7 protein-coding genes are annotated in these 12,941 nt (G+C 42.7%); all 7 read left to right on the forward strand.

Annotation, left to right across the window (positions count from 1 at the left end):
* Position 1 precedes the first annotated feature (1 nt).
* The 7 genes from rplJ to LJ707_RS11645 all read left to right on the forward strand — a co-directional run bounded on the left by rplJ (position 2) and on the right by LJ707_RS11645 (position 12,936).
* Positions 2-523, forward strand: coding sequence for a 50S ribosomal protein L10 (gene rplJ / locus LJ707_RS11615; protein ID WP_228951086.1), 522 nt, complete (start codon positions 2-4; stop codon positions 521-523).
* A gap of 64 nt (positions 524-587) precedes the next feature.
* Entirely contained in the window at positions 588-971 is a 384-nt protein-coding gene (rplL, locus tag LJ707_RS11620; protein ID WP_228951088.1) for a 50S ribosomal protein L7/L12, read from the forward strand.
* A gap of 169 nt (positions 972-1,140) precedes the next feature.
* On the forward strand, positions 1,141-4,944 hold the full coding sequence (gene rpoB / locus LJ707_RS11625; RefSeq protein WP_228951090.1) for a DNA-directed RNA polymerase subunit beta: 3,804 nt from the start codon (positions 1,141-1,143) through the stop codon (positions 4,942-4,944).
* Positions 4,945-5,093: 149 nt separating this feature from the next.
* A complete protein-coding gene (rpoC, locus tag LJ707_RS11630; RefSeq protein WP_228951092.1) occupies positions 5,094-9,380 on the forward strand; it encodes a DNA-directed RNA polymerase subunit beta' in 4,287 nt (1,428 codons plus the stop codon).
* A gap of 115 nt (positions 9,381-9,495) precedes the next feature.
* Positions 9,496-10,242: a tyrosine-protein phosphatase gene (locus tag LJ707_RS11635; RefSeq protein WP_228951094.1), complete on the forward strand. Its 747-nt coding sequence runs from the start codon at positions 9,496-9,498 to the stop codon at positions 10,240-10,242.
* Between the two features lie 281 nt (positions 10,243-10,523).
* Positions 10,524-11,921 carry a UDP-glucose 6-dehydrogenase gene (locus tag LJ707_RS11640; protein ID WP_228951096.1) on the forward strand — a complete coding sequence of 466 codons (1,398 nt, stop codon included), beginning with the start codon at positions 10,524-10,526 and terminating at the stop codon, positions 11,919-11,921.
* A 211-nt stretch (positions 11,922-12,132) separates the two neighbouring features.
* Positions 12,133-12,936, forward strand: coding sequence for a polysaccharide biosynthesis/export family protein (locus LJ707_RS11645; RefSeq protein ID WP_228951098.1), 804 nt, complete (start codon positions 12,133-12,135; stop codon positions 12,934-12,936).
* The last annotated feature ends 5 nt before the right edge of the window (positions 12,937-12,941 follow it).

The following is a 12,941-nucleotide window of genomic DNA, read 5'->3' on the forward strand; positions in this document are numbered from 1 at the left end:
CATGAATAAAGAAGAAAAATACGAACTTGTTCTTGCCCTTACTGAGCAAATCAAAGAGTACGGTAACTTTTATATTACTGATACTGCTGATTTAACGGTTGCAAAAATCAATGATATCCGTCGTCAGTGTTTTGAAAATGACATCAAAATACAGGTAGCAAAAAACAGCTTGATCAAAAAAGCTATGGAAGCTGCAGGCGGCGATTTCGATCCGATATATGACGTATTAAAAGGTTCATCATCTATACTTTTCTCTAAATCAGCAACCGCTCCGGCCAAGTTGATCAAAAAGCTGAGAAGAAAAGGTGACAAACCGGTATTAAAAGCGGCATACATTGATTCGGCTGTATTTATTGGCGATAACCAACTTGATACTTTGACCAAACTAAAGTCAAAAGAAGAGTTGATCGGCGAGATCATCGGATTACTGCAATCACCAGCAAAGAACGTTGTTTCAGCGCTTCAATCAGGCGGAAACAAACTGGCAGGTATTGTAAAAACATTACAAGAGAGAGAAGGTTAACGAACACCTCATTAAAGTTCGCAATTAACAACACACAAAGTATTAAAGTAAAAATTTAAATAAAATGGCAGATTTAAAAGCGTTTGCTGAACAGTTGGTAAACTTAACAGTAAAAGAAGTAAACGAATTAGCTCAGATTTTAAAAGACGAGTACGGCATTGAGCCTGCTGCTGCAGCTGTTGCTGTTGCTGCTCCTGCTGCTGGTGGCGATGACGCTGCTCCGGCTGCTGCTGAGAAAACAGCTTTCGACGTTATCCTGAAAGAAGCTGGTGGTCAAAAATTAGCTGTAGTGAAATTAGTTAAAGACTTAACCGGTCTTGGTTTGAAAGAAGCAAAAGATCTTGTTGACGGTGCACCAAAAGAATTAAAAGCTGGTGTATCTAAAGAAGAAGCTGAAGCTCTTAAAAAACAATTAGAAGAAGCCGGAGCGGTAGTTGAGGTTAAATAATTTAACCCAACACACAATAGCATCAGACTCCGACCGTTTTAGGTCGGGGTCTATTGCTGTTTATACAGGTTTTAGATTTGAGAGATCAGATATGGCCGCACAGGCAACACTCAAATTTTAGTACAGGTAATACATATCTGATAGTATAATTAAACTAAATTTTAATCCCTTGGCAAACACAAAAAATCAAAGAGTAAACTTTGCAACCAGCCGTAAGGTATTGGAATACCCGGACTTCCTGGATGTTCAGTTACAATCTTTCCGGGAATTTTTTCAATTGGAAACAACTTCAGACAACCGTTATAAAGAAGGGTTGTTCAAAGTATTTGCCGAAAACTTTCCTATCTCAGATTCAAGAAACATCTTCGTTCTTGAGTTTCTTGATTATTTTATTGATCCGCCACGTTACGATATACAAGAGTGTATTGAGCGCGGATTAACTTACAGCGTGCCATTAAAGGCTAAGCTTAAGTTATCATGTAATGACGAGGAGCATGAAGATTTTGAAACAATAGTACAGGACGTGTACCTGGGTACCATCCCGTACATGACACCTAAAGGTACTTTTGTTATAAATGGTGCCGAGCGCGTTATCGTATCGCAATTGCACCGTTCACCAGGTGTGTTCTTCGGCCAAAGCCGCCACACTAATGGTACCAAACTTTACTCAGCCCGTGTAATTCCGTTCAAGGGATCATGGATCGAGTTTGCTACTGACGTTAACAACGTTATGTATGCTTACATTGACCGTAAAAAGAAATTCCCGGTTACCACGCTGCTTCGTGCCATCGGTTATGATTCAGACAAGGACATCCTTGAGCTGTTTGAACTGGCTGACGAGGTTAAGGTAAGCAAATCAGGTCTGAAAAAATATATCGGCCGTAAGCTTGCCGCAAGGGTACTTAAAAAATGGGTTGAAGACTTTGTTGACGAAGATACCGGTGAGGTAGTGTCTATCGACCGTAATGAGATCATCCTTGAGCGTGAAACCATACTGGAAGACGATCATATTGATATGATAATTGACGCTGGTGTAAAAACCATCATCCTGAACAAGGAAGATGCTTCAACCAGTGGTGATTATACCATTATATATAATACGCTACAAAAAGATACTTCAAACTCGGAGAAAGAAGCGGTTGAGCACATCTACCGCCAGTTACGTAACGCTGAACCACCTGATGAGGAAACCGCCCGTGGTATCATCGATCGTTTGTTCTTCTCTGATAAAAGATATGATTTGGGTGATGTTGGTCGTTACCGCATCAACCGTAAGCTTAAGTTAGATACTTCTGACGAGATCAAGGTGTTAACCAAGCAGGATATCATCGCCATTGTTAAATACCTGATCAAACTGATCAACTCAAAAGCAGAGGTGGATGATATCGATCACTTGTCAAACCGTCGTGTACGTACCGTAGGTGAGCAGCTTTATGCTCAGTTTGGCGTAGGTTTAGCACGTATGGCCCGTACCATACGTGAGCGTATGAACATTCGTGATAACGAGGTGTTCACACCAACTGACCTGATTAACGCGCGTACACTATCGTCAGTGATCAATTCATTCTTTGGTACCAACCAGCTATCACAGTTTATGGACCAAACCAACCCATTGGCGGAGATTACGCACAAGCGTCGTCTTTCAGCTTTAGGTCCCGGTGGTCTGTCACGTGAGCGTGCAGGTTTCGAGGTTCGTGACGTTCACTACACCCACTACGGTCGTTTGTGTACTATCGAAACTCCTGAAGGTCCGAACATCGGTCTGATCTCATCTCTTTGCGTACACGCCAAGATCAACAACCTGGGCTTTATCGAAACACCTTACAAACGCGTTGTTGATGGTAAGGTAGCGGTTGATGAGCCTGTGGTATACCTGTCGGCAGAGGATGAGGATGGCAAAACCATCGCGCAGGCAAATGCCATGTACGATGATAAAGGTAATTTTGATACCCCACGTGTTAAGGCACGTTTTGAGGGTGACTTCCCGGTAATTGAGCCTGAAAGGCTGGATTATATGGACGTTGCACCAAACCAGATCACATCTATCGCGGCGTCATTGATCCCATTCCTGGAGCATGATGATGCTAACCGTGCATTGATGGGATCGAACATGCAACGCCAGGCCGTACCGCTTTTACGCCCTGAGGCGCCAATTGTAGGTACCGGTTTGGAAGGCCGTGTAGCAAAAGACTCTCGTACCCTGATCAATGCCGAAGGCAATGGTGTGGTTGAGTATGTTGACGCTAACGAGATCCGTATTAAATATGACCGTAACGAGCTTGACCGTTTGGTATCATTCGATGGTGATTCAAAATCATACAGGCTGACCAAATTCAAGAAAACCAACCAAAGTACTACCATGAACCTTAAACCTATCGTTAAAAAAGGCGAGCGGGTTGAAAAAGGCCAGGTGCTTTGCGAGGGTTACGCTACACAGGATGGTGAGCTGGCATTAGGCCGTAACCTTAAAGTAGCATTCATGCCTTGGCAAGGTTATAACTTTGAGGATGCTATCGTGATCTCAGAGCGTGTGGTATCTCAGGATATATTCACTTCATTACACGTTGAGGAGTTCGAGCTTGAAGTTCGTGACACTAAACGTGGCGAGGAGGAGTTAACCGCTGATATTCCTAACGTATCAGAAGAAGCTACCAAAGACCTTGACGAAGACGGTATTATCCGTGTTGGTGCCGAGGTTAAGGAAGGCGACATCCTGATCGGTAAGATCACGCCTAAAGGCGAATCAGATCCTTCTCCGGAAGAGAAACTGTTACGCGCCATATTTGGTGATAAAGCCGGTGACGTTAAAGATGCTTCATTAAAAACTCCGCCGTCTATCAGCGGTGTGGTAATTGATACCAAGTTGTTCTCTCGTGCTAAAAAGACTTCAAAAGCTGAAGAAAAAGCACAGTTAGAGAAACTGGATACCAAGCATGACAGGGCTTTAAAAGAACTGAAAAATACTTTGATCGAGAAACTGTTTGAAATAGTTAACGGTAAAACCTCACAAGGTGTATTCAACGTTTACAAAGAGCTTTTTGTGCCTAAAGGCGTTAAGTTTACGCAAAAGATACTTACCGAGCTTAACTACGATAACATTAACCCAACCAAGTGGACAACTGATGATGACAAGAATGAGCAGATCAAGATCCTGCTTCATAACTACAACATCAAGATAAATGAGGAACTGGGTGCTTACCGTCGTGATAAGTTCGCGATCAGTGTTGGTGACGAACTGCCATCAGGTATTGTGCAAATGGCCAAAGTTTACATCGCTAAAAAGCGTAAGCTTAAAGTAGGTGATAAAATGGCAGGCCGCCACGGTAACAAAGGTATTGTTGCACGTATTGTACGTGATGAGGATATGCCGTTCCTGGAAGATGGAACACCGGTTGACATTGTATTGAACCCACTGGGTGTACCTTCGCGTATGAACCTTGGGCAGATATATGAAACTGTTTTAGGTTGGGCAGGTAAAGAGCTTGGCGTAAAATTCGCTACCCCGATATTTGATGGTGCAACCCATGATGAGGTAGAAGAATGGATCGCGAAAGCAGGCGTGCCTGAATCAGGGCAGACCTATTTGTACAATGGCTTAACAGGCGACCGTTTTGACCAGCCAACCACAGTAGGTATAATATACATGCTTAAACTGGGCCACATGGTTGATGATAAGATGCACGCCCGTTCAATCGGTCCGTACTCGCTTATTACACAACAGCCATTGGGCGGTAAGGCACAATTTGGTGGTCAGCGTTTTGGTGAGATGGAGGTTTGGGCACTTGAAGCATTCGGTGCAGCCAACATCCTGCAGGAGATACTTACCGTTAAATCGGATGATGTTATCGGCCGTGCCAAAACTTACGAAGCCATTGTTAAAGGTGAAAACCTGCCTACACCATCAGTTCCTGAATCATTCAACGTACTGGTTCATGAGCTTCGCGGCTTAGGTTTAGATATCACGCTGGAATAAGGTAGAAGGATAAAGGTGAAAGGTTAAAGTTTTTTTTAACCTTTCACCCTTTAAATAACATTAAGCTAAAAAGGAAAAGGAATATAGAAGAAGCGGTGTAATAACCTTTCAGCTTTTACCTTTCACCTTTGACCTTTAAAAAAAGAGCTATGTCTTACAAAAAGGATAATAAAATCAAAAGTAATTTCACCAGCATCACGATCAGTCTGGCCTCTCCGGAGTCTATACTTGAGCGTTCAAGCGGTGAAGTTTTGAAGCCGGAAACCATCAACTACAGGACCTACAAGCCTGAGCGTGATGGTTTGTTTTGCGAACGTATCTTCGGTCCGGTTAAAGATTATGAGTGCCATTGCGGTAAATACAAACGTATTCGTTACAAAGGCATCGTGTGCGATCGCTGCGGTGTTGAAGTAACTGAAAAGAAAGTACGCCGTGAGCGTATGGGCCACATTAACCTGGTGGTTCCGGTAGCGCACATCTGGTACTTCCGTTCATTACCAAACAAAATAGGTTACCTTTTAGGTTTACCAACCAAAAAGCTCGACCTTATTATTTACTACGAAAGATATGTAGTTATACAACCGGGTATTAAAGAAGGTGACGGCATCCAGAAAATGGATTTCCTTACTGAAGAAGAATACCTTGACGTATTAGATACTTTACCAAAAGAGAACCAGTATCTTGACGATAAAGATCCACAGAAATTTGTGGCCAAGATGGGTGCCGAGGCGCTTGAAGAATTACTGAAACGCCTTGACCTGGATTCACTTTCATACAACCTGCGCCACCAGGCAGCTAATGAAACTTCACAACAACGTAAAAACGAGGCATTAAAACGCTTACAGGTTGTTGAGGCTTTCCGTGATGCTAAAAGCCGTATCGAGAATAACCCTGAGTGGATGATCGTTAAGATCGTTCCGGTTATCCCGCCTGAACTGCGCCCGTTGGTGCCGTTGGAAGGTGGCCGTTTCGCTACGTCTGACTTGAATGACCTTTACCGCCGTGTAATTATCCGTAACAACCGTTTAAAACGTTTGATCGAGATCAAAGCGCCGGAAGTAATTTTACGTAACGAAAAACGTATGTTGCAGGAAGCTGTAGATTCGTTATTCGATAACTCACGTAAAGTTAACGCGGTAAAAACTGAAGGTAACCGTGCCCTTAAATCACTTTCAGACATCCTGAAAGGTAAACAAGGCCGTTTCCGTCAAAACTTATTGGGTAAACGTGTGGATTACTCTGCCCGTTCGGTAATTGTTGTAGGGCCAAACCTTAAATTACACGAGTGCGGTTTGCCAAAAGATATGGCAGCCGAGCTGTTTAAACCATTCATCATTCGCAAGATGATTGAGCGTGGTGTGGTTAAAACAGTAAAATCAGCCAAAAAGATAGTTGACCGTAAAGACCCACTTGTTTGGGATATATTAGAGAATGTACTTAAAGGTCACCCTGTATTACTAAACCGTGCGCCTACGCTGCACAGGCTGGGTATACAGGCGTTCCAGCCGCGTTTGGTTGAGGGTAAAGCTATCCAGTTACACCCGTTAACCTGTACCGCGTTCAACGCCGACTTTGACGGTGACCAGATGGCGGTTCACGTACCGCTGGGTAACGCGGCCATTTTGGAGGCTCAGGTTTTGATGCTTGCATCACACAACATCCTGAACCCTGCAAACGGTACGCCTATCACCGTACCATCTCAGGACATGGTGCTTGGTTTGTACTACATAACCAAAGGCCGTAAAACTGACGAAACACGCGTGGTAAAAGGCCAGGGCTTATCATTCTACTCTGCCGAAGAGGTAATTATCGCTTATAACGAGAAGAAACTTGACCTGCACGCCTTTATAAAAGTTAAAGCTAACGTTAAAGAGCGCGATGGCAGCATCGTGAATAAACTGATTGATACCACTGTAGGCCGCGTACTGTTTAACCAGCACGTACCTGAAGAGGTAGGTTACATCAATGAGCTGCTTACCAAAAAATCACTGCGTGATATTATTGGTGACGTAGTTAAAAACACCGGTATGGCACGTGCGGCCCAATTCCTTGATGATATTAAGGAGTTAGGTTTTAAAATGGCATTCCAGGGTGGTTTATCATTTAACCTGAAGGATATCAACATTCCGGAAGAAAAAGTTACGCTGATTGAACAAGCTTCAAAAGAAGTGGAAGAAGTTATGGGTAACTATAACATGGGTTTCATTACCAACAACGAGCGTTACAACCAGATCATCGATATCTGGACACGTATCAACAACCGCTTAACGGCGAATGTAATGAACATCCTGTCTACCGATAATCAGGGCTTTAACTCAGTGTACATGATGCTTGATTCAGGTGCACGTGGTTCAAAAGAGCAGATCCGTCAGCTTGCAGGTATGCGTGGTTTGATGGCCAAGCCTCAAAAATCAGGTTCAGGTGGCGAGATCATCGAAAACCCGATCCTTTCAAACTTTAAAGAAGGCCTGTCGGTACTGGAGTACTTTATCTCTACCCACGGTGCCCGTAAAGGTTTGGCGGATACGGCGTTGAAAACGGCGGATGCGGGTTACTTAACCCGTCGTTTACATGACGTTGCCCAGGATATGATTGTTGGTGAAGTGGATTGCGGTACTTTAAGAGGTATCTATACCACTGCGCTTAAAGACAATGAGGATATTGTTGAGCCATTGTATGACCGTATTTTAGGCCGTACCTCTCTGCATGATGTTACTGATCCGCTTACTAATGAGTTATTGGTATCAGCCGGACAGGACATTACTGAAGAAATAGCTAAAAAGATAGAGAACTCTCCGCTGGAGGGTATCGAAATACGTTCGGTATTAACCTGCGAAAGCAAACGTGGTGTATGCGCCCTTTGCTACGGCCGTAACCTTGCAAGCGGTAAACGCGTGCAAAAAGGCGAGGCTGTGGGTGTTATCGCGGCACAGTCAATCGGTGAGCCGGGTACACAGCTTACACTTCGTACCTTCCACGTGGGTGGTACCGCGTCAAACATCGCGGCTGAATCACAGATCAACGCAAGGTTTGATGGTATCATTGAATTTGAGAACGTACGTACTGTTGAATACGAAACAGAAGAAGGTCCGGTTGATGTGGTATTAGGCCGTTCAGGCGAGTTCCGCATTATTGAGGCCGGCAGCAATAAAGTGATCATGACCAATAACATCCCATACGGTTCATACCTGTATATTAAGGATGGCAGCAAGATCACTAAAGGCGACCGTATCTGTTCATGGGATCCGTACAACGCGGTTATCATCTCTGAGTTTGCAGGTACTGCAAGGTTTGAGGCGGTATTAGAAGGTATTACCTTCCGTGAGGAATCTGACGAGCAAACCGGTCACCGCGAAAAAGTTATTATCGACACCAGGGATAAAACCAAGAACCCGGTTATCCAGGTGGCTGACAACAAAGGCGAGATCATTAAGGGATACAACATCCCGGTAGGCGCGCACATTGCTGTTGACGAAGGTGATAAACTTAAAACAGGCCAGGTTATTGCTAAAATACCTCGTTCAACCGGTAAAACGCGAGATATTACAGGTGGTTTACCGCGTGTAACCGAGTTATTTGAAGCACGTAACCCATCAAACCCTGCCGTTGTTACTGAAATTGACGGTGTGGTAACTTTAGGTGGTGTTAAACGTGGTAACCGCGAGATCAGCATTGAATCAAAAGACGGTCAGGTTAAAAAATACCTGGTACCACTTTCAAAGCACATCCTTGTACAGGATAATGACTTTATAAAAGCCGGTATGCCACTGTCTGACGGTTCTATCTCACCTGCCGATATTCTTGCCATTAAAGGCCCTGCAGCAGTGCAGGAGTACCTGGTAAATGGTATACAAGAGGTTTACCGTTTGCAGGGTGTGAAAATTAACGATAAGCACTTTGAGGTTATCGTTCACCAAATGATGCAGAAAGTATCTATCGAGGATGCAGGTGATACCCGTTTCCTTGAAAAAGAAGCTGTTGACAGTTGGGATTTCATGCTTGAGAATGACGACATATTCGACAAGAAAGTTGTTATTGAGCCGGGTGATTCAACCACGCTTAAAGCAGGCCAGATCATTTCAATGCGTAAACTGCGCGATGAAAATTCAGCCCTTAAACGCCGTGACTTGAAACTGGTTGAGGTGAGAGATGCCATCGCGGCAACTTCAAGCCCGATACTGCAAGGTATCACCAGGGCATCATTAGGTACCAAGTCGTTCATCTCGGCCGCATCGTTCCAGGAAACTACCAAAGTACTGAACGAAGCTGCTATCGCCGGTAAACGTGATAAGATGCTTGGTTTGAAAGAGAACGTTATCGTAGGTCACCTGATTCCTTCAGGTACCGGTTTACGCGAATACGAGAATATCCGCGTAGGTTCTCAGGAGGAATTTGATCGCCTGATGGCTTCAAAAACCGAGGATGTAGAAGCATAATAACTTCACAAATAAATATTTTTCAAAGCCTTCCGTTAATACGGAAGGCTTTGTTATTTTTAGGGTATCAATAAAAAACCTAAGAAGTGTTTTTTACGTTTCTATAAGCTATAATATGTTCAGTTTTTTTAAGAAGAAGGCATTGCCTGATGTGCGGTTTGATTGGTTGGGCACAGATATTCATTCACATTTATTGCCTGGAATTGATGACGGATCACCCGATCTGCAATCCAGTATAAGTTACTTCACCGCTTTAAACCAGCTTGGTTTTAACAAGTTTATTTGTACGCCCCATATTTTTATGGAAGTACACCCTAATAACCGCAATAGTATAACCGACGCGCTTAACAAAGTGCTTGCAGCCGATGAAATAAAAAAAATGGGTGTAAGTGTATCCGCGGCAGCAGAATATATGGTAGATAATGACTTTGCCCCGCTGATGAATGCTGAGGAGGGACTGATGGAACTGCCGGGTAAACATTTGCTTATTGAAATGTCATACCTGTCAGAAACTCCTGATATTGAAAGTTACGTGTTTGAACTTAATGTACAGGGCTATAAACCCATACTCGCTCACCCCGAGCGCTATAACTTTTACCATCATAAGCCCGAAAAAATAAAGCGTTTTAAGGATATGGGCTGCCTGCTGCAACTTAACCTCCTTTCAGTAACCGGATATTATGGTCGCGAAGTGAAGCATACCGCGTTAAAACTACTAAAAGAAGGTGTATACTCACTTGCCGGTACTGATTTTCATCATGATAAGCACTTGCAGGGTTTCCTGGATGCACGCCTTTGGAAAGACGTTTACGATGAGGTGAAAAATTATGAATTCAGGAACCGTGAGTTATTCGGTATCTAAATTTAATAATAAAAAAATTCACGTTTTAAAACAAAGCTGCCGCTATTGCGTATATACCTCGTAACTATTGTTACTATTATCATAGTTTGCAATATTGATAATAAAACGAGGGTATAAATAAATTTATTTTGAATTTTTTTCTATTTTAGTGAGAAATTTTAATTTAATATCTATCTTAGCGAGGTAAAACTGTGCTTTTATACATTGCGTAATAAATTGATAATAATTATTTTTTTATACGGTAATATACCTCAAGCTTTATAAATCACTTCAATCTATATATGAACAAGAAAATCACTAAAATTTGCTGTATTGGTGCTGGATACGTTGGCGGGCCTACTATGGCTGTAATAGCGCAAAAGTGTCCTCATATTCAAGTAACCGTTGTCGATCTTAATGAAGCGCGTATTGCTGCCTGGAACGACCCCGATACAGAAAATATTCCTGTTTATGAGCCAGGACTATCTGCCGTGGTAGCTGAAGCACGCGGCCGTAACCTGTTTTTTTCAACTGAAGTGGATAAGGCCATTGATGAGGCCCAAATGATATTTATATCAGTAAATACACCTACCAAAACTTATGGTTCAGGCAAGGGTATGGCTGCCGATCTGAAGTATATAGAGCTATGTGCACGCCAGATAGCCCGTGTTGCCAAGGATGATAAAATTGTGGTTGAAAAATCAACGCTTCCGGTACGTACTGCCGAGGCTGTTAAAAATATATTACAAAACACGGGTAACGGTGTAAATTACCAGATACTATCAAACCCGGAGTTTTTGGCAGAAGGTACCGCGGTTGAGGATCTGCACGCGCCTGACCGTGTGCTGATAGGTGGCGATACCACACCTGAAGGGCAGGACGCGCTGAACTCACTTGTTGAAGTTTATGCCAACTGGGTACCACGCGAACGTATCCTGACTACTAACCTTTGGTCGTCTGAATTATCAAAACTTACCGCTAACGCGTTTCTTGCGCAGCGTGTGTCATCAATCAATGCCCTGTCTGAGCTTTGTGAGCGCACCGGTGCCGATGTAACTGAAGTTGCCCGTTCAATTGGTACCGATAGCCGTATCGGCCCTAAATTCCTGAAAGCATCAGTAGGTTTCGGCGGCTCTTGCTTTCAAAAGGATATTTTGAACCTGGTATACATAGCCCGCTCATATGGTTTGCAAGAGGTGGCTGATTACTGGGAGCAGGTGATCATCATGAACGATCATCAAAAAAGCCGTTTTGCTAACAACATTGTTAAAACATTGTACAATACCGTATCAGGCAAAAAGATTGCGTTTTTAGGATGGGCCTTTAAAAAGGATACTAATGATACCCGTGAGTCGGCGGCTATTTATGTAGCTGATGCCTTATTAAATGAAGAAGCCGGAATAGCAGTATATGATCCGAAAGTGCCTGAGTCGCAAGTTTATTTTGACCTTGATTATTTAGGAAGCCGCAGCGGCGAAAAAAATAGGCAATTGGTTACCAACTTTACTGACCCATATGAGGCTTGTAAAGATGCACACGCTATTGCCATACTTACAGAATGGGATGAGTTTAAGGCTTATGACTGGAAACGTATATTTGATAATATGAAAAAACCGGCCTTTGTATTTGATGGTCGCAGCATAATTGATTCGGCCGCGTTAACTGAAATAGGTTTCAAGGTATACACAATAGGTAAGTAAATTACAACCAAAATACTAAACGATATATAATTCATGTTCTATATATGGAATTGAGTAATTTAACTATTCGTTTTTTATAAATTAAATTAAGAAAAGGGCTTGGTTTCAAGCTCTTTTTATATATATCCGCAGTTTAGCTATGGCATACCTATAAGAGGTGATTTTTGCTATTGAAAAAAATTGTTAGTATTGTATCATGATCATTTAATCTATGTATAAAATTTTTCGTACTTGCAGGGTACTCTTCGCGTTTATTTTGCTTAGCTACTGCTTCTCTTCATGTGTATCATACAAGAGCGTTCCGTATTTTCAGGATCTGGATTCTACCCAGGTAAAAATCGCTCTTGAACAATACCGGCCACAAATTGTACAGCCAAATGATGTACTGAGTATCAAAATCACTTCGTTAAGTTCAGAAAGCAGTGTGCTTTTTGGCGATAACATGACGGAATCTCGTATGAGCGGGGGCGGCAACAATAACAACAATGCCAATACTTTACAATACGGAGGTTTTCTGGTTAATGAAAAAGGCGAGGTTGAATTGCCAACCCTTGGTAAAATCAAAGTTAAGGGGTTAACAACAACCCAGGTTAAAGATACAGTTGCCGCGTTAGCTGCCCAATATGTTAAAAATCCAACGGTTACTGTACGTATGCTTAGCTTTAAGGTATCGGTTACCGGTGAAGTTGCCAGGGCAGGAACCTTTCAGATCACCAACGAAAGGGTTAACGTGCTTGAAGCTATTGCCCTTGCCGGCGACCTTCGTGTAACCGCACGCCGCGAAAATATTTTGGTTATACGCCAAAACGGAGATCAGATGCAGTTCGCACGTTTAGATCTCCGGTCAAAAAAGGTATTTGAATCGCCATATTTTTATTTGAATAACAATGATGTGATTTACGTTGAGCCAAATATCAAACGTTTGGAACGTAACGAAAACTTATATCAAAACACTACTTTAATAGTAAGTATATTAACTACCATTTCATTACTAATTTACCGGTTTAGTAATTAAGCCAC

Source organism: Mucilaginibacter sp. UR6-1 (assembly GCF_020880975.1).
GTDB lineage: Bacteria > Bacteroidota > Bacteroidia > Sphingobacteriales > Sphingobacteriaceae > Mucilaginibacter.